This window comes from Streptomyces sp. NBC_00335 (genome assembly GCF_036127095.1).
In the GTDB taxonomy this organism is placed as follows: domain Bacteria; phylum Actinomycetota; class Actinomycetes; order Streptomycetales; family Streptomycetaceae; genus Streptomyces.
Genome location: NZ_CP108006.1, coordinates 4393960 through 4419384, shown reverse-complemented (window position 1 = coordinate 4419384; position 25425 = coordinate 4393960). Strand labels below are relative to the sequence as shown.

Genomic DNA, 25425 nt, shown 5'->3' with positions numbered 1-25425 from the left:
TTTCACTGACGGGACGACGGAAAACGGCGAAAACCCACGGGCGGGCGGCACGCGGGCGACGAGCCGGCGACGAGACAACGACGGAAAGGATGGCGGGAAATGGACCTCAACACGGTGCTCGACGTACGCGACGCCCGCCGCCGCGAACCCTGGCGTCCGGGTGACGCCTGGCTCGGCGGCGGCACGTACCTCTTCTCCGAGCCCCAGCCCCACATCCGCCGTCTCGTCGACCTCTCCCGAATGGGCTGGCCACCCCTGTCCTGGCAGCCTGACGGCTCCCTCGACATCGCCGCCACCTGCACCATCACCGAGCTGTCCCGCTTCGGCCGGACCCTGCCCGCCACGGCCGCGCCGCTCTTCGAACAGTGCTGCCGGGCCTTCCTCGCCAGCTTCAAGATCTGGAACATGGCGACCGTCGGCGGCAACCTCTGCAACGGCCTCCCCGCAGGTCCGATGATCTCCCTCACCGCCGCCCTCGACGGCACCGTCCTCCTCCAGGGCCAGGACGGCGCCACCCGCCGCCTGCCCGTCACCGACTTCATCCGCGGGGCCGGCGTCAAGGACCTCCGCGACGGCGAGCTGCTCCGCTCGGTCCGCCTGCCCGCCCGCGCGCTGGACTGCCGAACCGCCTTCCGCCAGGCCTCCCTCTACGGGCTCGGCCGCTCCGGCGCCCTCGTCATCGGCGCGTCCGACCCCGCCGACGGCTCCCTCACGGTCACCGTCTCCGCCGCGACGACCCGACCGTTCCGCTTCTGGTTCGCGCTGCCGCCCACGGCCGCCGAGCTGCGGGCGGCGATCGACTCCGCCGTCCGGCCTGAGGAGTGGTTCGACGACATCCACGGACTGCCCGCCTGGCGGCGCCACATGGCCCTGCGCCTGGCGGAGGAGATCCGGGCCGAACTCACGCTGGAGGGCGTTTCCCGATGAGCTACGAGATCGAGATCAACAAGCGGCGCTTCGAGGAGAAGCCCCGCTCCGGCCAGTGCCTGCGCACCTACCTCCGCGAGCGCGGCTGGTTCGGCGTGAAGAAGGGCTGCGACCAGGGCGACTGCGGGGCCTGCACGGTCCACGTCGACGGGCAGCCGGTCCACAGCTGCCTCTACCCGGCCGTCCGCGCCGAGGGCCGCTCGGTCACCACCGTCGAGGGGCTGTGCTCGCCCGGCGGCGAACTCCATCCCGCGCAGCAGCAGTTCCTCGACGCCCAGGGCTTCCAGTGCGGCTTCTGCACCGCCGGGTTCCTGATGACCACCTCCGCCCTCCAGGCCGAGCGGGGCACCGCCCACGACGACGGCAAGCTCGACGACCTCCCGCGCGCCTTCAAGGGCAACATCTGCCGCTGCACGGGCTACCGCGCCATCGAGGACGCCGTACGCGGGGTGAAGCACGTCGAAACCCCGGAGGCGGGGCAGGCCGTCGGCAAGAGCCTCGGCGCCCCCGCCGGCCCCCAGGTCGTCACCGGCACCGCCCGCTACACCTTCGACGTCGACGTCCCCGGCCTGCTCCACATGAAGCTGCTGCGCTCCCCGCACCCGCACGCCCGCATCGTCTCCATCGACACCCGCGAAGCCCTCCGGGTCCCGGGCGTCCACGCGGTCCTCACCCACCACGACGCCCCTGACCGGCTCTATTCGAGTGCCCGTCACGAGCACCCGACCGAGGACCCGATGGACACCCGGGTCCTGGACGACGTAGTCCGCTTCGTCGGCCAGCGCGTGGCGGCCGTCGTCGCCGACTCCGAGCAGGCCGCGGAGGAGGGGTGCCGCCGCGTGGTGGTCACGTACGAGGAACTCCCGTACGTCATCGACCCGGAGGAGGCCATGCTCCCGGGCGCCCCGGTCATCCACCCCAAGGGACCCGAGTCGGGCATCTTCCGCGCCGAGAACAACGTGTGCGGCGAGGTCCACAACACCCTCGGCGACATGGAGAAGGGCTACGCGGAAGCAGATGTCGTCTACGAGGAAACCTTCCAGACCCAGCGCGTACAGCACGCCAGCCTGGAGACCCACGGCAGCGTCGCGTACTTCGAGCCCAAGGAGGACGGCTCACCGGGCGAACGCATCACCGTCCGCTCCTCCACCCAGGCACCGTTCCTGACCCGGCGAGCGCTGTGCGCCCTCTACGACCTGAACGAGGACGAGGTCCGCGTCGTCGCGAGCCGCGTGGGCGGCGGATTCGGCGGCAAGCAGGAAATGCTCACCGAGGACATCGTGGTGCTCGCCGCCCTGAAACTGCGGCGCCCGGTGAAACTCGAATTCACCCGGGCCGAGCAGTTCTACGGGGCCACCACCCGCCACCCCTTCAAGATCACCATCAAGATCGGCGCCAAGGCGGACGGCACCCTCACCGCGCTCCGCATCCGGGTCGTCTCCAACACCGGCGCCTACGGGAACCACGGCCCGGCGGTGATGTTCCACAGCGTCGGCGAGTCCTTCGCCGTCTACAAGGCCCCGAACAAGGAGGTCGAGGCCTACTCCGTCTACACCAACGGCGTGCCCGCCGGCGCCTTCCGCGGCTACGGCCTGGGCCAGGTGCTCTTCGCCCTCGAATCGGTGATGGACGAGCTCGCCGTCCGGCTCGGCATGGACCCGCTCGTCCTGCGCGAGAAGAACGTCATCGGCCCCGGCGACCACATGGTGACCCCGATCGGCCATGAGGAGGACCTCTTCATCGCCTCGTACGGCATGAAGCAGTGCATGGACGTCGTCCGCAAGGCCATCGCCGAGGACCGCAGCCACGAGGACGTTCCCGAGGGCTGGCTCACGGGTCAGGGCACGGCGGTCGCGATGATCGCGACCGGACCTCCCGGCGGTCACTACGCCGACGCCCGGATCAGCCTGCTGCGGGACGGGACGTACGACATCGCCGTGGGCACGGCCGAGTTCGGCAACGGCACCACCACCGTCCACAAGCAGATCACCGCCGGAGCCCTGAACACCACGGTCGACCGCATCGCCGTCCGCCAGTCCGACACCGACGTGGTCCGGCACGACACCGGCGCCTTCGGCTCGGCCGGCACGGTGGTGGCGGGCAAGGCGGTCATGCTGGCCGCCGACTCCCTCGCCGAGCGCCTCACCACCTTCGCCGCCCGCCACACCGGCGCGGCCCGGCACCTGTGCAAGCTGTCCGCCGAAGCCTTCGACTGCGCGGGCCGCCTGGTCACCCTCAAGGAGCTGTACGAGGCCGCGTACGACACGGGCCGGCTGGAGGAGATCGCGGCCGACGGCCACTGGGGCGGCTCCCCGCGCTCGGTGGCCTTCAACGCCCAGTGGTTCCGCATCGCAGTCGACCCGGACACCGGCGAGATGAGGATCCTGCGCAGCGTCCACGCGGCCGACGCGGGCAAGGTCATGAACCCGATGCAGTGCCGCGGCCAGGTCGAGGGCGGCGTCGCCCAGGCCCTCGGCGCCACCCTCTTCGAGACCGTACGGGTGGACGGGCGCGGCGAGGTCACCACGGCCGCCTTCCGCCGCTACCGGCTCCCGCAGTACGCCGATGTCCCGCGTACGGAAGTCCACTTCATGGAAACCTCCGACGCGATCGGCCCGCTCGGTGCCAAGTCCATGTCCGAGAGCCCCTTCAACCCGGTGGCCCCGGCCTTCGCCAACGCGCTGCGCGACGCGACGGGAATCCGCTTCACGGAGCTCCCGGTGACACGGGACGTGGTCTGGCAGAGGATCCACGAGGCGGGCGGCCGCACGTGAACCGCCTGGTCAACGGCTGGTCCGGCACGGCGCCGCGGCCTGACACCTCGGCGAACTCGAATCTGCCAGGTAGAATCGACTATCAGATGCATAGGTGCGGCTCATATCAAGCTCCGAACCTTGCATACGAGGTTCCCGGAGACGTGCAGCCGGGCATGAGTGACCCATGGCCAAACTCATGCTGCACGGAGACCTGGACCACCCGGCGACGCTCAGCGTCGCGGACCTGCGGGACTGGGCACAGCACCGGGCCGCGGTCACCTTCGACTGCGCGACGAACGGTCCGCAGCACCACGTGTTCGAGGGGCCGTTGCTCCGGGAGGTCATCTCGGCCGCCGGCCCGGCCTTCGACGTCCGCCGCCGCAAGGACCGTTCGCGGTTCCTGCTCGCCGTGACCGGCGGGGACGGGCACCATTCGATGCTGTCCTGGGCCGAGTTGGACGCCGACTTCGGCGCGAGCCCGGTACTGCTGGCGACCCGCCTCGACGGTGAGGACCTCGACGAGGCGGGTGCGCAGCTGGTGGTCCCTTCGGACCGGTGCGGGGCGCGCTACGTCAGCGCCGTCACGCACGTGTGGTTCGGCGCGCTGTCTCCGCCGAGCCTGGGGCTGTAGAGCAGGGGCCTCAGGCCGTCGCGAGGGAGATCTCGGTCGACTTGATCAGCGCGACGACGGAGGACCCGGCGGCCAGGCCGAGCGCCTCCACGGCGTCCTTGGTGATGGCGGCGGTCAGCCCGCCGCCGTTCACGTCCACCTTGACGGACGCCATGGCGCCGCCGGTGGCGATGTCCACGACGGTGCCGGGGATCTGGTTGCGGATGGAGATGCCGTCGACAACGCCGGTGGCCAGGGCGACCTCGGTGGCCTTGACCAGCGCCTTCACGGAGGAGCCCGAGGCGAGGCCGAGGTCCTTGACGGCGTCGGTGGTGATCGCGGCGGTGATGTCCTGGCCACCTTCCAGGCGGACCTTGACCGTCGTCATGGCCTCGCCCGAGGTGACGGAGGTGACGGTGCCGGCGATCTGGTTGCGGATGCTCAGGCTCATGAGTGGTTCGACCTCTTATGTAGAAAGTTCCGTTCGTACGGCCCGGGGAGAACCGCACAAGATCGAAGTTAGGCGGCCTCGGAGCGGCCTGCGTTCAGCCCCTCGCATCCGCCACCCGGAACCACCCGGGCGGCTGGCCGGTGCGCCGGGAAAAGAATCTTCGGGGTTCTCTTCGCGGTTCCTGTCACATCCGTGCGGTGGCGCGGGTCAGTGCGGTGAGGAAGAAAAAATCCCGTCCGCACCGCCGGACGCGACACCGCCTACCGAGGAGCCCCTCATGGACATCGCCGCCACCGTCGTCGCCGTACTCGCCGCCGCCATGTCGGGCTTCTCGGGGTACTCGCTCCTGCGCCGCGCCCCGTGGGTCGTGGAGGCCATGGAGCAGTACGGGGTCCCCCAGGCCTGGTGGACCGCGCTCGGCGCGGCCAAGGCCGCCGGGGCCCTGGGCCTGCTGGCCGGCCTCTTCGTCCCTGCCGTCGGCGTCGCCGCGGGCATCGGCCTGGTCGTCTACTACACCGGCGCCGTGCTCACCGTGCTCCGGGCCCGGGCCTACGCCCACGCCCCCTTCCCGGTGCTCTACATGGCCCCGGTGGTCGCCGCCTTCGCCCTCGGCTTCGCCGCGTAGGGCGCACGAGGGTGCGGGGGCGACGGGGCCCCCGCTCCTCCCCGCCTCGCTCCGCCCGTCAGGAGAACTTCGGCATCTCTCCGACCGTCTTCGCCACGTCGATCACGGCGAACGCCGCGCCCTGCGGGTCCGCCACCGCCGCGAAGCGGCCGAAGGGGCTGTCCATCGGGCCGAAGTGCAGCTTGCCGCCGTGGGCCTGGGTCTTGGCGACCGCCTCGTCGCAGTCCGGGACGGCGAAGTAGACCTGGACGTACGAGGGGATCTGCGGCGGGAAGTCGGTGCCCATGTTCATCCGGCCCAGCACCGGGTTCTCCGGGCCGCCCAGGCTGAAGACCTTGAAGTCCATCCCGGCCGTCTCGGGGTCGTCGCCGAGGTCCATCTGCTGGGTTCCGTACGGGAAGACCTGCGGGAGGAACGCGTCCGGCTTGGCCACGTCGCGCGAGAAGAACTCGGCCCAGCAGTACGCGCCCGCCTCGCCGATCTTCTCGAAGCCCTTGTGGTCGCCCGGCTGCCAGACGCCGAAGACGGCGCCGCTCGGCTCCTTCGCGATGGCCATCGTGCCGAAGGAGCCGACCTGCATCGGCTCCATGAGGAGCTCGCCGCCGGCCGCCTTGATCTTCGCGGCCGTGGCCGCGGCATCGGGCGAGGCGAGGTAGAGGCACCATTGCGAATGGCCCTCCGCCCCCGGCATCGGCGGGACGACGGCCGCGACGGCCTTGCCGTCGGAGTAGGCCTGCGTGTAGTTGCCGTACTCACTGCTGGACTCCCCGAAGGTCCAGCCGAGCACGTCGGCGTAGAAGGTCTTCGCGCCCTCCAGGTCGGAGAACATCGCGTCCACCCAGCAGGGCGCGCCTTCCGTGAACTCAGTCATGATCGATCGACTCCCGTGTCGTGTACGACGTGACCCGTCTCGGTACTCAACGCTAGGCGCGGGGTCTGACAATCGCGCGGGGAGCACCGCCGCGCGGGACCCTGGGTGCATGGACGACAAGAACAAGAGCGTCACCATCCGGCTCGCCCAGCAGCCGGAGGCCGACGAGCTGCTGGGCCGCAGCCCGCTCGCCGCGCTGGTCGGGATGCTGCTGGACCAGCAGGTACCCATGGAATGGGCGTTCTCGGGCCCCTACACGATCGCCCGGCGCCTGGGCTCCGACGACCTGGACGCGCACGCGATCGCCGCCTTCGACCCGGAGGCCTTCGCCGCGCTGCTCTCCGAGAAGCCGGCCGTGCACCGCTACCCGGGCTCGATGGCGAAGCGGGTGCAGCAGCTGTGCGCGTACCTGGTGGAGCACTACGAAGGGGACGCGGCGGCGGTGTGGACCGGCGTGGACACCGGCGCCGAGCTGCTGGCGCGGCTGCGGGCCCTGCCCGGCTTCGGGGAGCAGAAGGCGCAGATCTTCCTGGCGCTGCTCGGCAAGCGGTTCGGGGTGCGTCCGCGCGGATGGCGCGAGGCGGCCGGCGGGTACGGGCCGGCGAACGTCTACCGGTCGGCGGCCGACATCACCGGTCCGGAGTCACTGGCCAAGGTACGGGCGCACAAGCAGGAGGCGAAGGCCGCCGCGAAGGCGGAGAAAGCGGCCACCAGCGGTTCCAGTAAACGGAATTGACAGTTCGGGCGAGTGTCGCGCCCGTTGTCAGACCCTGCCCCTAAGCTCGGGATCATGACTGAGAACCTGACCCGCGCCGCCAGTGCCGAAATCATCTCCGATGGCCCCGGCAGCCTCATCACGCTGCTCACCGACACCGCCGAGCTCACCTGCAACACGGCCACCTTCGAGGTCGGCGCGGCGGGTGCCCCGGTGCACTTCCACACCAAGGCGACCGAGTTCTTCCACGTCACGGACGGCTCGCTCGACGTCCTGCTCGGCGACGAGATACACACCCTGACCAAGGGCGACTTCCTCGCCGTGCCCCCCGGTGTGAAGCACGCCTTCGCCCCGGCCGCGGACTCCACCGCCGAGGTCTTCGTCGGCTTCACCCCCGGCATGGGCCGCTTCGACTACTACCGGCTGCTCGGCCGGGTGCGGGCCGGCGAGGCCACGGTGCAGGACATCATCGACAGCCAGCCGGTCTACGACAACCACTACGCGGAGAGCGACGCCTGGGCCGGCCGCCTGAAGCGCAGCGCCGAAGCGTAGATCTCGTCGGCGTCGAGCCGTCGCAGTTCCTCCGCGATGAGCTCGGCGCTGCTGCGGATCTTCAGCGCCACCTTGCGGTCGGGGCTGCCCGGCAGGAGCAGGGTGGCCAGGACCCCGTCCGGGCGGTCCACGCGGATCTCCCCGGCCGTGGTCGACAGCCGGACCCGGGTGATGACCGGGCCCTCGGTCGCCACCCGTTCCACGGGCACGCCGAGCCGGTCCTCCAGCCAGCGGGCCAGCAGCTCGGAGCTCGCGTTGCCGGGCTCGCTCTCCACGGCCGCGCCCGTCACCGGGAGCGGCTTCTGGTCCAGGGCGGCGGCCAGCAGCGAGCGCCACGGGGTGAGCCGGGTCCAGGCCAGATCCGTGTCCCCGGGCTCGTAGGCACCGCCGCGGACGTCGAGCGCGGCGACCGGGTCGTCGGCCGCCTCGGCATCCGTGATCCGGCGCTGCGCGAGGGCGCCCAGCGGGTCCCGGGCCGGCGCGGCCGGTGCCTCGGCGGGCCACCAGGCCACCACGGGCGCGTCCGGCACCAGCAGCGGGAGCACCACGGAGCCCGCGTGCTCGTTGAGCGTCCCGTGCAGCCGGAGCAGCACGATCTCCCCGGATCCGGCGTCGGAGCCCACCCGCAGCTCGGCGTCGAGCCGGTTCTGCCGCAGCCTCTGCGAGCCGCGGGCGGTGCGCTTTATGACCGCGATGATCCGGCAGGGGTGCTCGCGCGAGGCCTCGGAGGCCGCGCGGACGGCGTCGTAGGCGTTCTCCTCGTCCGTGGCGACGAGGAGGTTGAGCACGAGCCCCATCGTGGGGCTCCCGACGGCCCGTCGCGCGTCGAGCAGGGCCCGGTTGACCTTGCTGGAGGTCGTATCGGTGAGTTCGGTCCGCATGCTCCGAGTCTCGCAGGCCGGACAGGGCCTCAGGTACGGATCCCCCGAGCGGGGTCAGCGGCGCCGCCTGGCCGTGCCGAAGATGGACCGGGAGATCTCGCGGCCCAGCTGCGTACCGATCGACCTGGCCAGGGAGCGGAAGAGCCCGCTGCCCACCACCTGCTCCGCCAGCGAGGGATCCGGCTTCGGCGCCGCCTTCGCTGCCGCCTTCGCCTGCTTCTCCGCCTCCGCGGCGGCCGCCGCCGCCTCGGCTTCCGCCTCCGCCGCGGCCTGCTCGGCGCTGATCTTCTCGTACGCCGATTCCCGGTCGACGGGCTCCGCGTACCGCGAGTAGAGCAGCGAGGACTTCACCGCCTGGTCCAGCGCGCCGGCGTCGATCGGCCCCATCAGCGACTGGGGGGCCCGCAGCCGGGTCGCCGCCACCGGCGTCGGCGCGCCGTTCTCGCTGAGCACCGTGATCACCGCCTCGCCCGTCCCCAGCTGGGTCAGCAGCTCTTCCAGGTCGTAGTCGGAGTTCGGGAAGGTCTTCACCGTCGCCTTCAGCGCCTTCGCGTCGTCCGGGGTGAAGGCGCGCAGCGCGTGCTGCACCCGGTTGCCGAGCTGCGCCAGCACGTCGGCCGGCACGTCCTTCGGGGTCTGGGTGACGAAGAAGACGCCGACGCCCTTGGAACGGATCAGCCGGACCGTCTGCGTGATGGCTTCGAGGAAGGCTTTCGAGGCCCCGTTGAACAGCAGGTGCGCCTCGTCGAAGAAGAAGACCAGCTTGGGCTTCTCCAGATCGCCGACTTCCGGAAGGTCGGTGTACAGGTCCGCCAGCAGCCACATCAGGAAGGTGGAGAAGAGCTGCGGTTTGTCCTGGACCGCCGGGAGCTCCAGTACGGAGACCAGCCCGCGCCCGTCCGCCGCCGTCCGGAGGAATTCGCTGGTGTCGAATTCGGGCTCTCCGAAGAATTCCGCGGCCCCCTGCTGTTCGAAGGCGGTGAGCGCCCGCAGGATCACTCCGGCGGTCACCGTGGAGAGTCCTCCGATGCCCTTGAGCTCGGGCTTTCCCTTGTCCGAGACCAGGAACGCGACGACCGCCCGCAGGTCCTTGAGGTCGATCAGCTCCAGGCCCTTGGTGTCGGCGTAATGGAAGATCAGCCCCAGCGACTGTTCCTGCGTCTGGTTGAGCTGGAGCACCTTGGACATCAGGACCGGGCCGAAGCTCGTCACGGTGGACCGGAGCGGGATTCCGGGGCCGATGCCGCCGAGCGAGTAGAACTCGGCGGGGCATCCGGTGGCCTCCCAATCCTGGGCCACGTCCTTGGCCCGTTCCCCGATCTTCTCGTTGGCCGTACCGGGCGCGGAGATCCCCGAGACGTCACCCTTGATGTCCGCCAGGAAGACCGGAACGCCGTTGGCCGACAGCTGCTCGGCGATGAGCTGCAGCGTCTTGGTCTTGCCCGTTCCGGTGGCTCCCGCGACCAGTCCGTGCCGGTTGAGCATCGACAGCGGGATGCGGATCTGGTGCTCCGGCAGGCAGGCCCCGTCCCAGAGCAGGGCCCCCAGATCGAGCGCGGGGCCGGTGAAGGCGTACCCCGCGGCGATCTGGCCGGCGGGGGACGCGGGGTCGGTGCTCTGGCTCATATATCACTCCCGAAATAGCCTATTTGCCACCTTTGCACCGTCATCGCAAGGCTGCGCCCGCAGGCCCCTGCCCGGTAGGCTTTCCGTGTGATCTTCAAGCGCATCGGAAATAGGCGGCCGTACCCCGACCACGGCAGGGAAACCACCCGGCAGTGGGCGGATGTCGCCCCGCGCCCGGTCCGGCTCGACCAGCTTGTGACCACCAAGGGCCAGCTCGACCTCGAAACGCTGCTCGCCGAGGATTCGACCTTCTACGGGGACCTCTTCGCCCACGTCGTGAAGTGGCAGGGCGACCTGTACCTGGAGGACGGCCTGCACCGCGCCGTCCGCGCCGCGCTCCAGCAGCGCCAGGTCCTGCACGCGCGCGTCCTCGAACTGGGCTGATCCACCCTTCCCGGGTGCCGGATAGGTCCCGGTTGCGCCTTTCGGGTCGGTCTTGCCCTATCAACAGATGATTCAGTGGGCATCGGCAGCGGTCGGCATTACGCTGCGCACATGAGCATGCTCACTCCCCCTGGCATGGGCGGAAAGTACAAGGTCACGGGAGCGGCTTACCCCCGCATGTCCCGCCCTCGACGCCGCCGCCGGATCGTCCTCCTGGTGCTCGGATCGATCATCGGGCTCGCCCTGATCGCTTACGGGGCCGTGCAGCTCATCGATGTGTTCGGCGGCGACGCGGACAAACGCAAGACCGCCGCCGCGGCCAAGGACTGCGCCACCCCCGCCCCCAAGGCGGGCTCCACCGCCGCCGCCTCCGCGCCGAAGGTCGTCCTCCCGCCGCCCGGCGGGATCACGGTCAACGTCTACAACGCGACCCCGCGCGCGGGCCTCGCCAAGGCCGTGGGCGACGAGCTCAAGAGCCGCGGCTTCGCCATCGGCAAGGTCGGCAACGCCCCCGCCGACTTCGACAAGAAGGTCCCGGGCGCCGGGATACTGGTCGGCTCGCCGCAGACGGACAAGGCCGTCTTCTCCGTCCTCGGCACCAACCTCGCCGGCGCCACCCAGCAGACCGACACCCGCGAGACCGCGGACGTCGACCTGATCCTGGGCGACGCCTTCAAGGAGCTCACGCCGAAGGCCGACGCGGACAAGGCCCTGGCCGCCCTGGCCAACCCCCAGCCCGCGCCGCCCGCGAAGAAGTGCTGACCGGCCGATCCGCCGACTGACAGAGAAAGCCCGGCCCCTCAGCGGGGGCCGGGCTCTTCACGTGGTGCGCGGGCTATTCCGCCGAGCCGTACATGCGGTCGCCCGCGTCGCCCAGCCCTGGCACGATGTAGCCGTGCTCGTTGAGCCGCTCGTCCACCGCGGCCGTCACCACCGTCACCGGCGTGCCCGCCAGCTCTCGCTCCATGATCTCGACGCCCTCGGGCGCGGCCAGCAGCACCACCGCGGTCACGTCGTCCGCACCGCGCTTGATGAGCTCCTTGATCGCCGCGACGAGCGTGCCGCCGGTGGCGAGCATCGGGTCCACCACGTAGACCTGGCGGCCGGAGAGGTCCTCCGGCATGCGCGTCGCGTACGTGGAGGCCTCCAGGGTCTCCTCGTTGCGGACCATGCCGAGGAAGCCGACCTCGGCGGTCGGCAGCAGCCGCACCATGCCGTCGAGCATGCCGAGACCGGCGCGCAGGATCGGTACGACCAGCGGCCGCGGGTAGGAGAGCTTCACGCCGGTGGTGGGACCGACGGGGGTGACGATGTCGGCCTGCTCGGTGCGCACGTCCCGGGTGGCCTCGTACGCGAGCAGGGTGACCAGCTCGTCGGCGAGGCGCCGGAAGGTGGGGGAGTCGGTGCGCTTGTCGCGCAGGGTGGTGAGTTTGTGCGCCACCAACGGGTGATCCACGACCTGCAAACGCACAACATCCTCCAAGACTCAGCTGCCGGGCTTTCACCTGCGACCTGCGACGCCGCTACCTGCGACCGCTCCACCTGCAAAAACGGCCGCAAATACGCGACCCATACCCAAAAGGCTACGCGCTGCGCCCGCCCCTTCGCGCCCGAAGCGGCGGCCACGCCCGCAAACCCCTGGAGATGCGACCCGCCCGGACCCCCAGCACGCTGGACTGATGACCCACGCAATGGTGATCGCCGCAGTCGACGGATCCGAACACAGCCTCAAGGCCCTGGAGTGGGCCAGGGCTGCGGCAGTGCGCCACGGCACCGGGCTCATCGTCGCCCACGTCCTGTCCGACAGCGCCCAGCTGTACGCGGCACGCCGTTCCTCCCTGTACGACCGCACCGAGCCCGAAGAGTCCGAGGACCCCGTCAGCGCGCGGATACGGGCCCATCTGGCCGCAGGGGGCCGACTGCCCTCCGAAGTCCGCTACGAGTCCCTGGAGGGCTCCGTCCCGGAGGCCCTGCGGGACATCGGGGAGGGCGCCCGGATGCTGGTGATGGGCTCCCGGGGCCGCGGCGGCTTCGCCGCGCTGCTGCTCGGCTCGAACAGCCGTGCCGTGGCCACCAGCGCCGCCTGCCCGGTGGTCGTGGTCGCGCACGAAGCGCGCGGAGTGGACGCGGCCGCCCAGGCCTCGGCCGGGCGCGTGGTGCTGGGACTGCACGCCGCCGAGACGCCCGACAACGTACTGGACTTCGCGTTCACGGAGGCCGCCGCGCGGGCCACCACCCTGCAGGTGGTGTCGGCGTACAGCATCCCGCCGTCGCCGACGATGGTGATCGACAGCCCCTTCGCGGTGATCCCGCCGGAGGCGCTGGTGGGGGAGGACGAGAACGCCGTGCCGGCCGAGCGGGAGATGCTCCGCTCCCAGACGCAGCGGCTCGCGCCGTTCCGGGAGAAGTACCCGACCGTGCCCGTCGAGCAGGCCGCGGTGCCCGGGGACGCGGCCGGGCGCCTCGTCGCCACCTCGAACTCGGCGGCGCTGGTCGTCGTGGGGCGCCACCACCCGCGCCGGCACATCCGGTCCCTGATGATCGGCTCGGTCGCGAACGCCGTGCTGCAGCACGCCCACGGGCCGGTGGCGATCGTCCCGACGCTGTCGGAATCCACGGAGGAATCCACGGAGGAATCCACAGGGGAATCCACGGGGGAGTCCCGGGAGGAGCCGCCGAAGGAGTCCGCGTGACTGAGCCATCCGAGTCGCCGGGATTGTCGGAATCCGACTGAATTCCCTCCGAGTGGTGACAGAAGGTGGCATCAAACGGCCGGTCCGAGGGAAGGTGGGGGTTCGGGGGGACGGACCGGACCGGACCAGCCAGGGGCGGTGACCCATGCCCGATGACGATCACGAGCCGCTGGAGACGACGGCGCAGCGCAGAGCCCGGCGCGCGCAGTTCCTCCGCGACCTGCACGAAGCCCGGGAACTGCGCGACCGGGTCCAGCCCAGGCGTGCCCGCGCCGCCCGCATGCGCCAGCAGATGCGCATGCGCACCTTCCGCTGGTGAGGCCCCTGCCGGAGGCCCCGGCGAGCTCCCGCCGCGCCTCCGTAGGCCCGCCGTCCGGCCGCCGTCCGGCCCCCGTCCCGGCCCCGGCACGAGGCCCCGTACAACACGCGCGGCCAGCGCCACGGCGCGGAAGACCTCTCGCAATGGCTCCGTTTCTGCCACGATGCCGACTGGGCGGGGTACGAAACGGCGAGCAGGAGGCCGTTCCACCCCCACCCACCTCCGGCCGGGGGGAACTCCAACCGGCACGCCTATGACCAGTGGGAGAGTCACGGTGTATTTCGCCGCACTGCTCGCGCGCACCGAAGACGGGTGGGAAGCGAGCGACATGGAACTCGACGATGTCGAGTCTCTGAGTGATCTGATCGATCTCGCCCGCTCCGCCTCTGTCGACGACGACACGGTGGTAGCCCTCATCGAACAGGAGGACACCTGGTTCGGGGTCGTCCGGGTGGACGGCGAGGAGGACCCGCGCTACTACGTGTCCAACGCCGCCGCCGCCTCCCGCAGCTCCTACGGCTCGATGCTGACCGACGAGCTGCTCGGCAAGGACGACGAGGACGACGAACTCGACGAGCTGGACCTCGACGGCACCGAGGACGGCGAAGACGAGGTCATCGCCTCCTATCCGGACGGCGGATCCGCCGCCAGAGACGGGGGGGACCACGCATACGTGGACGACACGGACGACACCGACGCGGACGAGGACGTCCGGGCCGGAGCCGAACCGGCACCCGCCGGCCCGCTCGGCGACCCCAGGCTGCTCGACGACCTCGGGGTCAGCCACAAACAACTGATGACCCTGGACGGGGACGCGCTCTCGGAGATCGCCGATTCGCTCGGCGCCACCGAGGTCCTGGAGGCCGTCCGCTAGTGATTCCCGCGCACCACCACACCCCGCAGCCCACCCCGTACGCACCCGATCCCGTACGGGACCCGTGGCAGGACTCCATGCGCCTGGCGCTCCGGGAAGCCGCCCTGGCGGTGCCGGCCGGCGACGTGCCGGTCGGCGCCGTGGTGCTCGGCCCGGACGGGAAGCTCCTCGCCACCGGGCACAACGAACGGGAGGCGACCGGAGACCCGACGGCGCACGCCGAGGTACTGGCGCTGCGCCGGGCGGCCGCCGCCCTCGGGGAATGGCGGCTCCCGGGGTGCACCCTCGTGGTGACCCTGGAGCCGTGCGTGATGTGCGCGGGCGCGCTCGTGCAGTCACGGGTGGCCCGGGTCGTCTACGGGGCGTCCGACGAGAAGGCGGGCGCCGCGGGGTCGCTGTGGGACCTCGTACGGGACCGCAGGCTCAACCACCGGCCCGAGGTCATCGCGGGCGTGCTCGCGGGGGAGTGCGCGCGGCAGCTGACGGAGTTCTTCCGCGAGCTCTGAGGGCCGGCGCGCGTATCGATTTCAGAGCACGGGTCTCCTTGGGCTAAGCTCTCTCTCGGTAGCGTGTCCGAGCGGCCGAAGGAGCACGCCTCGAAAGCGTGTGATGGTGCAAGCTATCCGTGGGTTCAAATCCCACCGCTACCGCTCTGATCGAGAGCCCCGCCCCGCAAGGGTCGGGGCTCTCGGCGTTTCCCAGGACGTGCGGCACCACCGGCCTACGGGACCACCGGGCGCGCGGTGCTACCGGCGTCCGAGGGACATCCGCGTGACTGCCCGCGCCCTCGGCCGTTGTCACGGCATGACCAAGACCCAGCGCATCCTCGCCGCCATCGCCCTCGCGGGGGCCGCCGCGGGCCTCGCGGCTCCCGCCGCCTCCGCCGCCCCGATCTCCCCGCTCACCCTTCCGGACCTGCCGGCGCCGCAGGGCATGCCGGACGGGGCGAGCCCGTCCTCGGTGCAGGAGATCGGCGGGCAGGTCAGCGGCGGCCTGAACCAGCTCAACCAGCTGATGGAACTGCCGAACCAGCTCGCGCCCGTGATCGCCCCGGTCCAGCCGATCGCCGACCTGGCCGGCGGGCTGGAGTAGGCAGGACCTCAAGCCCGCAGCGCCCGCAGCCCGCTGAGCCCACGGAGCCCGCACCGTTCGGCGGACAACGCGAAGAAGGCCCCGACCTGAGTCGGGACCTTCAACGGTTGGGACGGGGGAAGTGGCATCGGGGGGACAAGCCACTTCCCCCGATGAGGACGGAACCTGCCAGTCCAAGCCGCAGTCAGGGGGGAAGCTTGCGGCTCGGACCCCGCAGTGAGGTCCTGTCCCTCGCTCACCGATTTCCTGCCAGAACCGGTGGGCTCGTGTTCAATACTGCGCCGTCCGGGGCCGCCGGCACACCGGCAAAGGGCCTGTGCCGCCAGGTCATTGGTCCTTAAAGGCCAGGTGAGTGTTCGAACACGACCGGCTAGACTCTCCCGACCTTGCAGGACCGGTTGGGGAGGCCGACAGCGCACGTGGAAACCAAGAAGCTGATATCGGGCGCCCTCGTCGTCTTCGTCCTCTTCGTCATCATCACTCAGCCCAAAAAAGCCGCCGATATGGTGCAAATAGGCTTCCAAGGAATCTCGGATGCCGCAACGGCGATCGGCGAGTTCATGACCGAACTGGTGCGCTGAACCCGTACGCTGAAGCGGTTTCCGGACTTCCCGGCCCCCCACTCCGACGGGTGGGGGGCTTTTTGCGTTCCCACATACGGGGCAGGATGCCCTGTTATGCCCAACTTGCCCTCAACACGGCGATATACGGTGCTTGCACACAGTGCACATGTCTTGTGATGCTATGACCGCTTTTGACGGATGAGTTGATGACGTGAAGTGAAGGGGTGGCGTGACCGTGCCGGCCAGTACTGCGCCCGAGGTGCCGCCCCAGCAGGACCCGCAGCAGGAGCACCCACAGGAACCGCACCGGGAAACCGGCCAGGCTCCGCACCGGGAATCCGAACGGGCTCCGCACCAGGGCTCCCCACAGGCTCCTCACCAGGGCCCGCACCAGGGGTCCCCGCAGGCCCCGGTGCCGGCTCCGCACCAGGCCCCGCCCCAGGCCCCGCCCCAGGCCTCCCCGCCCGCCCCGGCGCAGCCCCACGCGCAGCCCGCGGCGCCGGAGTCCCTCGCGCAGCCCCCGGCGCCGGAATCCCACGTACCGCCCCAGCAGGAGGCCCCCGAGGAGGCCCCGGTCGCCCCCAGGCCGCAGAGCCGGGGTGCCGACACCCGGGCGCTCACCCAGGTCCTGTTCGGGCAGCTGAAGGACCTGCAGCCGGGCACCAGCGAGCACTCCCGGGTGCGCGGCGCCCTCATCGAGGCCAACATCCCGCTCGTCCGGTACGCGGCGGCCCGCTTCCGCAGCCGCAACGAGCCCATGGAGGACGTGATCCAGGTCGGCACGATCGGGCTGATCAACGCGATCGACCGGTTCGACCCCGAGCGCGGGGTGCAGTTCCCGACCTTCGCGATGCCGACCGTCGTGGGCGAGATCAAGCGGTACTTCCGCGACAACGTCCGCACCGTCCACGTACCGCGCCGCCTCCACGAGCTGTGGGTCCAGGTCAACGCCGCCACCGAGGACCTCACCACCGCGCACGGCCGCACCCCGACCACCCCCGAGATCGCCGAGCGGCTGCGCATCAGCGAGGACGAGGTGCTCTCCTGCATCGAGGCCGGCCGCAGCTACCACGCGACCTCCCTGGAGGCCGCCCAGGAGGGCGACGGGCTCCCCGGCCTGCTCGACCGCCTCGGCTACGAGGACCCCGAGCTGGCCGGCGTGGAACACCGCGACCTGGTCCGCCACCTGCTCGTACAACTGCCCGAGCGCGAGCAGCGGATCCTCCTCCTGCGGTACTACAACAATCTGACCCAGTCGCAGATCAGCGCCGAGCTCGGCGTCTCCCAGATGCACGTCTCCCGACTCCTCGCCCGGAGCTTCGCCCGGCTGAGATCCGCAAACAGGATCGAGGCCTAACCGGATCGAGTGGAGATCATTCTCCGCGTTTCCGGACAGAGCGCCAGATTCCCGCCCTAGAGCAGGCCTAACGTGTTCTGTCGCTGGAGATACTTGTCGACATGGCGCTACAGCGTGTTGCCGACATGTGACATTCTGCTGGAACCGCGTTTGCCGCAGCCCCGCCTCCGGTATTCAGGTGGAGGCTGCGTTCCTCCGACGGGCGCGCAGATGAAGCGCGAACCGTCCGCGACCTCAAGGGGGTGGCATGTCCGTAGACCAGGGCAGCTCACAGGTGCTCACGCTCGTCAAGCAGCGTGAAGTGCCGGCAGTGTCCCACCGCTCGGAAGCCATCGACACCCGGATCGACACCCGCACCCTCTCCCGCTCCCTCTTCAAGCGGCTCGCCGGCCTCGACGCGGACAGTCCCGAGCGGACCTACGTGCGCGACACCCTGATCGAGCTGAACCTCCCCCTCGTGCGCTACGCCGCGGCCCGTTTCCGCAGCCGCAACGAGCCGATGGAGGACATCGTCCAGGTCGGCACGATCGGGCTGATCAAGGCCATCGACCGGTTCGACTGCGAACGCGGGGTGGAGTTCCCGACCTTCGCCATGCCGACGGTCGTCGGTGAGATCAAACGGTTCTTCCGGGACACCTCCTGGTCCGTGCGCGTCCCGCGCCGGCTCCAGGAACTGCGCCTGGCCCTCACCAAGGCCAGTGACGAGCTCGCCCAGAAGCTCGACCGCTCGCCGACCGTGCCGGAGCTCGCGGCCGTGCTCGGGGTCTCGGAGGAGGACGTCGTCGACGGCCTCGCCGTGGGCAACGCGTACACCGCCTCCTCGCTCGACTCGCCCTCCCCCGAGGACGAGGGCGGCGAGGGCTCGCTCGCGGACCGGCTCGGGTACGAGGACACCGCGCTGGAGGGCGTCGAGTACCGCGAGTCGCTCAAGCCGCTGCTGGCCAAGCTCCCGCCCCGGGAACGGCAGATCATCATGCTGCGGTTCTTCGCGAACATGACCCAGTCGCAGATCGGCGAGGAGGTCGGCATCTCCCAGATGCACGTCTCCCGGTTGCTGACGCGCACGCTCGCGCAGCTCCGCGTCGGCCTGATCGGCGAGTAGCCACAGCGGTCACCGGGTGCGGGTGCGCTCGGGCAATCCACCGCACCCGCTTCCCAATTGACGGCACGTCAGGAAAACTGCCGGGATGCGAAAGGTATCCCGGCCAGCCGCCCTGCTCGTCCTGTGCGCCACGGCCGCCACCGCCGCCCTGACCGGTTGCGCAGGCCCGGCGCGCGAGGGCTACGTGGCCGTCGGCGCGGCGGCTCCGGGCCCGGAGCGGGGTGCCGGGGAGAACGTCGCGCCCAAGGCCGGGGTCGAGTTCCAGTCGCTCCCGCAGGCGGCCCCCGGATCCTCCGCGGCCGCCGGCGCTCCGTCGGGCAGCACCTCGGCGGACATCCCGTCGGCCGGCGCACCGACCGGCACTCCGGGCGGGGTCCCGGGCAGTACGCAGCCCGACGCCCCGGGGACCCAGCCCTCCGGCGGCTCCACCCCGGGCGGAAGCGGGGCCACCGACCCCGGCGGCTCCGGGAACCCTCCCGGCACCGCACCCGGCACGACGCCTCCCACCGGCCCGGGCGCCAATCCCGGCACTCCGTCCAGCCCGCCCCCGAAGCCGGCCCCGTCCACGCCCTCGCGGCCTCCGGCCACGCCGGCGAAGCTGAGCATCGGCGCGCCCACCCGTACCGCCACGGCGGAACGCTGGTGCGAGCAGGTCACGGTGGCCTTCACCAACACCGGAGGCACCGCGGCCCGTTCGGGCACGGTGAGCTTCGCGACGCACATCATCGGGGCCCTTGGCGTCGACTGGGCCACCATCAACTCGACCCAGCCGCTGCCCGCCCCGATCGCGGGCGGCACGACGAAGACGCAGACCTACCGGATCTGCGTCGAATCCTGGCGCGTCCCCCTGGGCATGCGCGTGGAGACCCAGAAGGTCACGGCCACCTGGAACTGAGCGGGCGGCCGAGCCTCAGAGCGCGAGCCAGGCCACCACGGCGATCAGGATCACCGCGGCGATGCCGACGCCGATCCACAGGCCCGCGCCCGAGCCCGACTTGCGGGCGGCACGGTTCTGCATGCGCGAGCCCGGGACGGCGGGGGCCGGTACCGGCTCCTCGACGAACGCCCGGAACATCTGAGTGCTGCCCGCGGGGTCGTAGTCGCCCTGGGGAGCCTGTGAGTTGTGGTTCGAGTCGTGATTCGCAGCCATGCGCAGGACCCTAGCCGGTTTTCCCATTCCTTTACCGCCCAGGCCTCCGATTCATTTGCCTGTAACAACCATCTGATTCTATGGTTGCCCGAAGCAACGACATTCGGAGGGGGGTCCCGGTGACCGCACCGCCCGTGGCGCTCGTAGCGCCCGCACCTGCCATGGCCGCCATGCCGGCGATGGCTGCCACGCCTGCCACGCGTCACGCCGAGCTGGCCCGTCAGCTCACCGGCATCGGCGCCGTCAAGCGCGACCTCGCCCGCCTCCTGCCCTCCGACTGCCCTCCCGGTTCGGCGGCCGTGCTCACGGTGCTCGACCGCCACGGCGAGATGCGGCTCAGCCGCCTGGCGGAGCACCTGGCCATCGACATCTCGGTGACCAGCCGGCACGTCGCGCACACCGCCGACCGCGGCTGGATCACCCGTGACACCGACCCCGGCGACGCCCGCTGCCGGATCCTGCGCCCGACCCCGGCAGGCCGCGCGCTCCTCGCCGAGCTCGGCACCCGCCACACCGACGCGCTGGAGAAAGCCCTGGCCGACTGGTCCGACGCGGACATCGACCACCTGAACATCCTGCTGGCCCGACTCCGGTCGAGCTTCACGCTTCCAGACAGCTAGACCGAAGGAAACACATGGCTACGACCACACCCACCGGTGTGCGGGGAGGCGGCCGGCCGGAGACCGCGTCCGACAGCCCGCCCATGACCCACCCGCAGATCATGAAGGCGCTCTCCGGGCTGATGCTCGGCATGTTCGTGGCGATCCTGTCCTCCACGATCGTCTCCAACGCCCTGCCCCAGATCATCGGCGACCTCGGCGGCACCCAGTCCTCGTACACCTGGGTGGTCACGGCCGCCCTGCTCTCGATGACGGCGGCGACCCCGCTGTGGGGCAAGCTCTCCGACCTCTTCAGCAAGAAGCTGCTGGTCCAGATATCCCTGGTGATCTACGTCCTCGGCTCGATGGTCGCGGGCATGTCCCAGAACACCGGCATGCTCATCGCCTGCCGCGTCGTCCAAGGCATCGGCGTCGGCGGGCTCTCCGCCCTCGCCCAGATCGTCATGGCCGCGATGATCTCCCCGCGCGAGCGCGGCCGGTACAGCGGCTACCTCGGCGCGGTCTTCGCCGTCGCCACCGTCGGCGGTCCGCTGCTCGGCGGGGTCATCACCGACACGAGCTGGCTCGGCTGGCGCTGGTGCTTCTACGTCGGCATCCCGTTCGCCGTCATCGCCCTGGTCGTGCTCCAGCGCACCCTGCACCTGCCCGTCGTCCGCCGCGACGTCAAGGTCGACTGGCTCGGCGCCTTCCTGATCAGCGGCGCCGTCTCGCTCCTGCTGATCTGGGTGACCCAGGCCGGCAGCTCGTACGACTGGATCTCCTGGCAGACCTGGACGATGACCGGCGGCGCGCTCGCCCTCGGCTTGCTCTTCGTCCTCGTCGAATCCAGGGCGAGCGACCCGATCATTCCGCTGCGCCTGTTCCGCAACAAGACCATCAGCCTCGCGTCTGCCGCCTCGCTCTTCGTCGGCATCGCGATGTTCTCGGGCACCGTGTTTTTCAGCCAGTTCTTCCAGTTGGCCCGCGGCGAGTCCCCGACGATGTCCGGAATCCTCACGATTCCGATGATCGGCGGGCTCTTCGTCTCCTCCACCGTTTCCGGTCAGGTGATCACCAAGACCGGCAAGTGGAAGGCCTGGCTCGTCTCCGGCGGTGTGCTCCTGACGGCCGGACTCGGCCTGCTGGGCACCCTGCGGTACGACACCCCGTACTGGCACATCGCGATCTTCATGGCGCTGACCGGCCTCGGCCTCGGCATGATGATGCAGAACCTGGTCCTCGCCTCCCAGAACCAGGTGGCCCCCGAAGACCTCGGCGCCGCCAGCTCGGTCGTCACCTTCTTCCGGTCGCTCGGCGGCGCGATGGGCGTCTCCGCGCTCGGCGCGGTCATGGCCAACCGGGTCACCCACTACGTCAAGGACGGTCTGGCCGAGCTCGGCCCGAAGGCGGCGGCGATGGGCCACGGCGGCACCGGCGGGGGCGCGATCCCCGACCTCGCCCAGCTGCACGAGCCCTTCCGCACGGTCGTCGAGTCCGCGTACGGGCACGGCGTCGGCGACGTCTTCCTCTACGCCGCCCCCACCGCGCTGCTCTCGCTGGTGCTGGTGGTGTTCATCAAGGAGGTCGCCCTGAGGTCGAAGCCGGCGGTCCACGAGCCGGCCTCCGCCCCGGCGGAGTAGCCGGGCGGTCCACGGGGCTGCGGGCGCGGCGGCGAGCCGCCCGAAACGCCCGGTCCGCCCCCTGGATGCCAGGGGGCGGACGCGGAGATCTGGCAGGTTTCCGTAGGTCGTGGACGCCTACGAGGTGGGCGCGGTGAGGTCGTAGAAGGTGGCTCCGCCGATGGTGGAGGCCTTGAAGTTGGCCTTGACCCAGGTCTCGATGGAACTGCTCACGCCCCCGCCGGGACCGCCACCGCCGCGGACCGCGGTGCCCGTCTCGGCCGCGCCGCCCGCTTCGCCGGCGGCAGCTCCCGCACTGCCCTGGCCGATGAAGTAGTGGATCTTCCCGGCGCTCACGTACTCCTTGAACTGCTCCAGGGTCGGAGAGGGGTCGCTGCCGTTGAAGCCGCCCAGGGCCATCACCGGCTGCTCCGAAGCCAGCTGGTAACTCGCGGCGTTCTGCGAGCCGATGGCGGCCGCCGCCCACGTGTACCGGTCCGCGTCGGCGCGCAGCGCAGCCGTGGCCTCGGCGCTGGTCCTCGTCCCGCCGAGCAGGCCGCCCATGCCGCCTCCGCCCATGCCCCCGCCGGTTCCGCCCGGGCCGCCGCCGTCGGTCCGGCCCGTCCGGCCGCCGTCGGTGGTCTGGTTGCCGTCGGTGGTCTGGTTGCCGCCGGGACCACCCTGGGCCTGACCACCCTGGCCGCCGGGGGCCTGGCCGCCCTGACCGCCGCCGCCCTGGGGCATGCCCTGCGGGGCGCCGCCACCGCCCGGCATTCCGCCGCCGCCCGGCATCTCGAAGCCGCGCATCCCGCCGCCGGGGCCGCCGCGGCCGCCCGCGACCGCCGGGCCCGCCGTGACGATCGAGCCCGTGTGCGCGGTGGTCACCGTGCTCAGGCAGTACGCGAGGGGTCCGGCCAGGGCCACGCCCAGGCCGACTGCCGCAATACCGAGTGCGGTACGGCGGCCCAGCCGCGCGGCGAACGGCAGCAGCAGGGCCGTGCCGAGTCCGGCAGCGAGGACCAACCAGCGCAACCACGGCACGTACTCCGCGGAGCGGCCGAGCAACACGAAGGCCCAGTACGACGTGAGTGCGAGGGTCCCCGAGAGCGTGAGGGAGGCGGCCCGGCTGCCCCGCTCCTCCCACAGGACGGCGATGCCCATGCCGACCAGGGCGGCGATGTAGGGGGCCAGGGCGACGGTGTAGTACTCGTGGAAGATGCCCTGCATGAAGCTGAAGACCACCGCGGTGATCAGCAGCGCCCCGCCCCAGGCGAGGAAGGCCGCGCGGGCCATGCCCTCCAGGGAGTCGGTGGCCCGGCGGGCCCGCCAGGTGACCACGAGGCCCGCGACGAGCAGGATCAGCGCGGCGGGCAGCAGCCAGCCGATCTGACCGCCGATGTTGGAGGAGAACAGCCGGTCGATGCCGGTCTCACCCCAGCTCATCCCGCCGCCACCGCCGCCGCCACCGCCGGGGCCGCCGGTCATGCCTTCGGCGGCCGTGCGGGCTCCGCCGCCGACGCTTCCGGTCTCCTCGCCGTTGATCCGGCCGAGGCCGTTGTAGCCGAGGGTCAGTTCCAGGAAGGAGTTGGTCTGCGAGCCCCCGATGTACGGGCGGGAGGAGGCGGGCCACAGTTCGACGATCGCCACCCACCAGCCGCCGGCCACCACCATCGCGAGCGTGGAGAGCAGCAGCTGCCCGAGGCGCCTGCGCAGCCGGGTCGGCGCGCAGACGGCGTACAGCAGGGCGAGGGGCGGCAGGATGACGAAGGCCTGCAGGGTCTTGGTCAGGAAGGCGAAGCCGACCGCGACCCCGGCCCAGACGAGCCACTTGGTGTGCGCTCCGTCGAGGGCCCGGAGCACGCAGTACACGGTGACCGTCATCAGCAGGGCCAGCAGTGCGTCGGGGTTGTTGAAGCGGAACATCAGCGCGGCCACGGGCGTGAGCGCGAAGACGGCTCCGCTGATCAGGGCCGCCACCGGGCCGAACTGGCGGCGCACGGCGGCGTAGAGCACGGCGGTCGTGCCCACGCCCATCAGGGCCTGCGGGACCAGGATCTGCCAGGCGCCGAGCCCGAAGAGCCGGACGGACAGCATCATCGGCCACAGCGCGGCCGGGGGCTTGTCGACGGTGATGGAGTTCCCGGCGTCGGAGGAGCCGAAGAAGAAGGCCTTCCAGCTCTCGCTGCCCGCCTGGACGGCCGCGGAGTAGAAGGAGTTGGCGTAGCCGGAGGCCCCCAGGTCCCACAGCAGCAGGACGGCGGTGACGAGGAGCAGCCCGAGGAAGGCGGGGCGTTCCCAGCCGGGCCGCGCGGCGTGCGCCCCGGCCGACCGGTGGGTCGGGGAGGCCGGGGAGGGCGGGTGGAGCGGTAGCGCTGCCGTGGTCATCAGGAGTGGTCCTTCGCGGGAGTGGCGCGCCGTTCGGGGAAGACCCAGGCGCGGAAGAGCAGGAACCGCAGCACGGTGGCGGCAAGGTTGGCGGTGACCAGGACGGCCAGCTCGGTGCTGTGCCCCGGCTTGGCGTTGGCGGCCCCGAGGGCGGCGAGCGAGCCGCTGGTCAGGGCCAGTCCGATGGCGAACACCACGAGCCCCTGGGCCTGGTGGCGCACGGCGCGGGCCCGGCCGCGGACGCCGAAGGTGAGCCGGCGGTTGGCGGCGGTGTTGGCGACGGCGGAGAGCAGCAGCGCGGCGGCGTTGGCGAGCTGGGGGCCGGCGGCGGTGCGGGCCGCGGAGTAGAGGAGCAGGTAGAGGAGCGTGGACAGGGCTCCGACCACACAGAAGCCCAGCAGCTGGCGGGCCAGCCCGCGCGGTACCCCGGGCAGGGCGGTGCGGTCGCGCGGGTCGTCCCCGAAGGGGCGGGCCAGCCGGTCCAGCGGGAGGGCGCCGACGGCCAGCGCCCGGCCGACCCGCCAGACGCCCTTGAGGTCCTCGGCGGCGGTGCGGGCGATGTGGACGGTGGAATCGGGGTCGTCGACCCAGTCCACCGGGACCTCGTGGATCCGCAGCCCGGCCCTCTCGGCGAGGACCAGCAGCTCGGTGTCGAAGAACCAGCCGGAGTCCTCGACGAGCGGCAGCAGCCGGGTCGCGACCTCGCGGCGGATCGCCTTGAAGCCGCACTGGGCGTCGCTGAAGCGTGCGGAGAGCGAGGAGCGCAGGAGCAGGTTGTAGGCGCGGGAGATGAACTCCCGCTTCGCTCCCCTGACCACCCGCGAGGAGCGGGCCAGGCGGGTGCCGATGGCGAGGTCGGAGTGGCCGGAGATCAGCGGGGCGACCAGCGGAAGCAGGGCGTTGAGGTCGGTGGAGAGGTCCACGTCCATGTAGGCCAGGACGGGCGCGTCCGACTCTCCCCACACGGTGCGCAGGGCCCGGCCGCGGCCCTTCTGCTCCAGCCGGGTGCTGCGTACGCCCGCCACGGAGGCGGCGAGGGCGGCCGCGACCTCGGGGGTGCGGTCGGTGCTCGCGTTGTCGGCGATGGTGATGCGGAAGGGGTACGGGAAGGTCCGGGTGAGGTGCTCGTGCAGCCTGCGCACGCAGGGGCCGAGGTCCGTCTCCTCGTTGAAGACCGGGATCACCACGTCGAGGACGGGCTCACCCGGTACGGGCGCGAGGGGCGCCCGTACCGGGAGCGCTCCGGGAGAGGTGTCGGTAGGCATGCCCCGACC

27 protein-coding genes and 1 tRNA gene are annotated in these 25425 nt (G+C 71.3%); 20 read left to right on the top strand and 8 right to left on the bottom strand.

The features are described from left to right. Window positions 1-99 precede the first annotated feature (99 nt). The 3 genes from OHA37_RS19855 to OHA37_RS19845 all read left to right on the top strand — a co-directional run bounded on the left by OHA37_RS19855 (window position 100) and on the right by OHA37_RS19845 (window position 4314). Entirely contained in the window at window positions 100-927 is an 828-nt protein-coding gene (locus OHA37_RS19855) for an FAD binding domain-containing protein (protein WP_266907089.1), read from the top strand. Continuing rightward, entirely contained in the window at window positions 924-3701 is a 2778-nt protein-coding gene (locus OHA37_RS19850; protein ID WP_266907088.1) for a molybdopterin-dependent oxidoreductase, read from the top strand. The genes OHA37_RS19855 and OHA37_RS19850 overlap by 4 nt, the downstream gene beginning before the upstream one ends. Before the next feature lie 166 nt (window positions 3702-3867). Then, on the top strand, window positions 3868-4314 hold the full coding sequence (locus tag OHA37_RS19845) for a molybdopterin-dependent oxidoreductase (protein ID WP_266907086.1): 447 nt from the start codon (window positions 3868-3870) through the stop codon (window positions 4312-4314). Window positions 4315-4324: 10 nt separating this feature from the next. On the opposite strand, the gene OHA37_RS19840 is transcribed toward OHA37_RS19845, so the two are convergent. After that, on the bottom strand, window positions 4325-4744 hold the full coding sequence (locus OHA37_RS19840; protein WP_266907084.1) for a TOBE domain-containing protein: 420 nt from the start codon (window positions 4742-4744) through the stop codon (window positions 4325-4327). A gap of 277 nt (window positions 4745-5021) precedes the next feature. Here OHA37_RS19840 and OHA37_RS19835 point away from each other — a divergent pair, with 277 nt between their 5' ends. Next, entirely contained in the window at window positions 5022-5369 is a 348-nt protein-coding gene (locus OHA37_RS19835; RefSeq protein WP_266907082.1) for a DoxX family protein, read from the top strand. 58 nt (window positions 5370-5427) lie between these two features. Here the strand turns inward: OHA37_RS19835 and OHA37_RS19830 are convergent, their stop codons facing one another. Next, on the bottom strand, window positions 5428-6240 hold the full coding sequence (locus tag OHA37_RS19830; RefSeq protein ID WP_266907080.1) for a VOC family protein: 813 nt from the start codon (window positions 6238-6240) through the stop codon (window positions 5428-5430). Between the two features lie 109 nt (window positions 6241-6349). On the opposite strand from OHA37_RS19830, the gene OHA37_RS19825 reads away from it, so the two are divergent. Together OHA37_RS19825 and OHA37_RS19820 are read left to right on the top strand one after the other, a co-directional pair. Further along, window positions 6350-6976 carry an HhH-GPD-type base excision DNA repair protein gene (locus OHA37_RS19825; protein ID WP_266907078.1) on the top strand — a complete coding sequence of 209 codons (627 nt, stop codon included), beginning with the start codon at window positions 6350-6352 and terminating at the stop codon, window positions 6974-6976. 54 nt (window positions 6977-7030) lie between these two features. Continuing rightward, window positions 7031-7507 carry a cupin domain-containing protein gene (locus tag OHA37_RS19820; protein ID WP_266907076.1) on the top strand — a complete coding sequence of 159 codons (477 nt, stop codon included), beginning with the start codon at window positions 7031-7033 and terminating at the stop codon, window positions 7505-7507. On the opposite strand, the gene opcA is transcribed toward OHA37_RS19820, so the two are convergent. Together opcA and OHA37_RS19810 are read right to left on the bottom strand one after the other, a co-directional pair. Further along, window positions 7453-8388 carry a glucose-6-phosphate dehydrogenase assembly protein OpcA gene (gene opcA / locus OHA37_RS19815; protein ID WP_266907074.1) on the bottom strand — a complete coding sequence of 312 codons (936 nt, stop codon included), beginning with the start codon at window positions 8386-8388 and terminating at the stop codon, window positions 7453-7455. The genes OHA37_RS19820 and opcA overlap by 55 nt on opposite strands. 54 nt (window positions 8389-8442) lie before the next feature. Further along, the gene (locus tag OHA37_RS19810; protein ID WP_266907072.1) at window positions 8443-10014 is read right to left on the bottom strand and encodes a helicase HerA-like domain-containing protein; all 1572 of its coding nucleotides are present in this window, start codon (window positions 10012-10014) and stop codon (window positions 8443-8445) included. Window positions 10015-10101: 87 nt separating this feature from the next. On the opposite strand from OHA37_RS19810, the gene OHA37_RS19805 reads away from it, so the two are divergent. Together OHA37_RS19805 and OHA37_RS19800 are read left to right on the top strand one after the other, a co-directional pair. Beyond that, window positions 10102-10398: a type II toxin-antitoxin system VapB family antitoxin gene (locus OHA37_RS19805; RefSeq protein WP_112446725.1), complete on the top strand. Its 297-nt coding sequence runs from the start codon at window positions 10102-10104 to the stop codon at window positions 10396-10398. Window positions 10399-10509: 111 nt separating this feature from the next. Continuing rightward, window positions 10510-11160, top strand: coding sequence for a LytR C-terminal domain-containing protein (locus OHA37_RS19800; RefSeq protein ID WP_266907068.1), 651 nt, complete (start codon window positions 10510-10512; stop codon window positions 11158-11160). A gap of 73 nt (window positions 11161-11233) precedes the next feature. On the opposite strand, the gene upp is transcribed toward OHA37_RS19800, so the two are convergent. Continuing rightward, entirely contained in the window at window positions 11234-11869 is a 636-nt protein-coding gene (gene upp / locus OHA37_RS19795; protein WP_250738518.1) for a uracil phosphoribosyltransferase, read from the bottom strand. 208 nt (window positions 11870-12077) lie between these two features. Here upp and OHA37_RS19790 point away from each other — a divergent pair, with 208 nt between their 5' ends. The 10 genes from OHA37_RS19790 to OHA37_RS19745 all read left to right on the top strand — a co-directional run bounded on the left by OHA37_RS19790 (window position 12078) and on the right by OHA37_RS19745 (window position 19293). Further along, complete coding sequence (locus tag OHA37_RS19790) at window positions 12078-13091, top strand: universal stress protein (protein WP_266907064.1); 1014 nt, start codon at window positions 12078-12080, stop codon at window positions 13089-13091. A gap of 145 nt (window positions 13092-13236) precedes the next feature. Continuing rightward, on the top strand, window positions 13237-13410 hold the full coding sequence (locus OHA37_RS19785; protein ID WP_243341832.1) for a hypothetical protein: 174 nt from the start codon (window positions 13237-13239) through the stop codon (window positions 13408-13410). A 274-nt stretch (window positions 13411-13684) separates the two neighbouring features. Further along, complete coding sequence (locus tag OHA37_RS19780; protein WP_266907060.1) at window positions 13685-14284, top strand: tRNA adenosine deaminase-associated protein; 600 nt, start codon at window positions 13685-13687, stop codon at window positions 14282-14284. A 77-nt stretch (window positions 14285-14361) separates the two neighbouring features. Beyond that, window positions 14362-14790: a tRNA adenosine(34) deaminase TadA gene (gene tadA, locus OHA37_RS19775; protein ID WP_266912924.1), complete on the top strand. Its 429-nt coding sequence runs from the start codon at window positions 14362-14364 to the stop codon at window positions 14788-14790. A gap of 57 nt (window positions 14791-14847) precedes the next feature. Then, window positions 14848-14934: transfer RNA gene (locus OHA37_RS19770), tRNA-Ser, on the top strand. 121 nt (window positions 14935-15055) lie between these two features. Then, window positions 15056-15376 (top strand): hypothetical protein, encoded by a 321-nt coding sequence (locus tag OHA37_RS19765; protein WP_266907058.1) that lies wholly within the window; start codon window positions 15056-15058, stop codon window positions 15374-15376. Window positions 15377-15795: 419 nt separating this feature from the next. Further along, the gene (locus OHA37_RS19760; protein WP_214954785.1) at window positions 15796-15957 is read left to right on the top strand and encodes a hypothetical protein; all 162 of its coding nucleotides are present in this window, start codon (window positions 15796-15798) and stop codon (window positions 15955-15957) included. A 394-nt stretch (window positions 15958-16351) separates the two neighbouring features. After that, window positions 16352-17296, top strand: coding sequence for an RNA polymerase sigma factor SigF (locus tag OHA37_RS19755; RefSeq protein ID WP_266912922.1), 945 nt, complete (start codon window positions 16352-16354; stop codon window positions 17294-17296). Between the two features lie 247 nt (window positions 17297-17543). After that, window positions 17544-18398: an RNA polymerase sigma factor SigF gene (locus OHA37_RS19750; protein ID WP_243341827.1), complete on the top strand. Its 855-nt coding sequence runs from the start codon at window positions 17544-17546 to the stop codon at window positions 18396-18398. Between the two features lie 85 nt (window positions 18399-18483). Continuing rightward, window positions 18484-19293, top strand: a complete 810-nt coding sequence (locus OHA37_RS19745) for a hypothetical protein (RefSeq protein ID WP_266907056.1) — start codon at window positions 18484-18486, stop codon at window positions 19291-19293. 15 nt (window positions 19294-19308) lie between these two features. Here the strand turns inward: OHA37_RS19745 and OHA37_RS19740 are convergent, their stop codons facing one another. Continuing rightward, the gene (locus tag OHA37_RS19740; protein WP_266907054.1) at window positions 19309-19548 is read right to left on the bottom strand and encodes a hypothetical protein; all 240 of its coding nucleotides are present in this window, start codon (window positions 19546-19548) and stop codon (window positions 19309-19311) included. Between the two features lie 179 nt (window positions 19549-19727). Between OHA37_RS19740 and OHA37_RS19735 the strand changes: the two genes are divergently transcribed. Both OHA37_RS19735 and OHA37_RS19730 read left to right on the top strand, forming a co-directional pair. Continuing rightward, complete coding sequence (locus OHA37_RS19735; protein WP_266912920.1) at window positions 19728-20168, top strand: MarR family winged helix-turn-helix transcriptional regulator; 441 nt, start codon at window positions 19728-19730, stop codon at window positions 20166-20168. Between the two features lie 14 nt (window positions 20169-20182). Further along, entirely contained in the window at window positions 20183-21787 is a 1605-nt protein-coding gene (locus tag OHA37_RS19730) for an MDR family MFS transporter (protein ID WP_266907052.1), read from the top strand. A gap of 117 nt (window positions 21788-21904) precedes the next feature. Here OHA37_RS19730 and OHA37_RS19725 read toward each other — a convergent pair whose 3' ends face one another. Both OHA37_RS19725 and OHA37_RS19720 read right to left on the bottom strand, forming a co-directional pair. Then, complete coding sequence (locus tag OHA37_RS19725) at window positions 21905-24151, bottom strand: ArnT family glycosyltransferase (RefSeq protein ID WP_266907050.1); 2247 nt, start codon at window positions 24149-24151, stop codon at window positions 21905-21907. Beyond that, entirely contained in the window at window positions 24151-25416 is a 1266-nt protein-coding gene (locus OHA37_RS19720) for a glycosyltransferase (RefSeq protein WP_266907048.1), read from the bottom strand. The genes OHA37_RS19725 and OHA37_RS19720 overlap by 1 nt, the downstream gene beginning before the upstream one ends. Window positions 25417-25425 lie beyond the last annotated feature (9 nt).